Annotated in this window: 1 protein-coding gene; it reads left to right on the top strand. The window is 57.3% G+C overall.

Translation table 11 applies throughout. The annotated features are described in order from the left end of the window. Positions 1–172: 172 nt before the first annotated feature. Complete coding sequence (locus tag BSG17_RS25810; protein WP_089828195.1) at positions 173–997, top strand: IS5 family transposase; 825 nt, start codon at positions 173–175, stop codon at positions 995–997. Positions 998–1,121 lie beyond the last annotated feature (124 nt).

Below are 1,121 nucleotides of genomic sequence, written 5' to 3'. Positions count from 1 at the left end.
AGACGGGAAACTCGACGGTCCAGCTGTGACCGTCGAGTTTCGCCGTCATGTCGTGCTGAATCACGCGACTCCAGCCTTCCGAGAGTTCTTGCTTGTGCTCTGTTGAATAGCGACCTAATCAACCGATATCACGGGTTTAGAACGATGAAGCCGAGGAACTCGATTCTTGCCTATGGAAGTCGACCTCCTCGACTTCGTTGAGCAGTGTCGTCACCTAGCTAAACAAGCGTTGGGAAAGCACGCGGGCGAGCCCGCCAGCGGCGGGTTCGCCCGCTGGGTCCATCTCGTTTTACACTGTTTGCGGCTCGAAGAAGGCCACAGCTACCGTGAAACGCCGAATCGGCTGAAGTATATGGCCGAGATTCGTGAAGCACTCGGCTTAGATCAGGACGATCTGCCGGACTACAGCACGATCTACAAATCGTTCGACCGGCTGAAAATGTGGGTGTGGCGGGCGCTGCTGCGCGTTTCCGCGCAGCAGCACCCGCAGTCTGGCCACGTCGCTCTCGACAGCACGTTCTTCGACCGTCGCCGTGCGTCGTCGTACTTCCGCCAGCGGTCGGGAAGCACGGTACAGACGCTGAAAGTGACGACATTAACTGATGTGGAATCGCTTGCGGTTCTTGACGTGCACATCACAGCACGGTGGAAGCACGATACGAAAACCGGACCGCAGGTCGTCCGCCGAAACGCGGACGACCTGCAGTCCGTCGCCGCCGACAACGGCTTCCAAGACTGGCATACCGAGTACGAAATCGCCGCATACGACGTTGAGTATCTCGTTCACTATCGTGGTTCGTCACCGAAAGCAGCTCTGAACAACGTGCTCAACCGGTCAAAGGGCTACTCACAGCGCTGGATGGCCGAAACGTCGTACTCGACAGCCAAGCGCTCGCTCGGCGACGCCGTGCGAGCGCTCGGCTGGTATCGGCAGTTCCGTGAAATTGTCTTGATGTTCGCTATCATCAACATAGAACCACTGTGTGAGCCGCTGTAACCGTGACTTAGCATCTATTCAACAGAGCACTTGCTTGATCGTCTGTCCCCAGCGGACGACCGGCATGACGTAGGCGTGGTTGTGCGCCTGAAGCAGCGTCAAACACTTGCTGTCGTAGAATTCG

The organism is Halogranum amylolyticum (genome assembly GCF_900110465.1).
Taxonomy (GTDB): domain Archaea; phylum Halobacteriota; class Halobacteria; order Halobacteriales; family Haloferacaceae; genus Halogranum; species Halogranum amylolyticum.
Note: the sequence above shows the minus strand (reverse complement) of the source record. Positions and strands in the feature narration are given on the sequence as shown.

Coding starts and splice junctions, on each gene's coding strand:
- BSG17_RS25810 (WP_089828195.1), top strand. CDS start 173: ATGGAAGTCGACCTCCTCGACTTCGTTGAGCAGTGTCGTCACCTAGCT.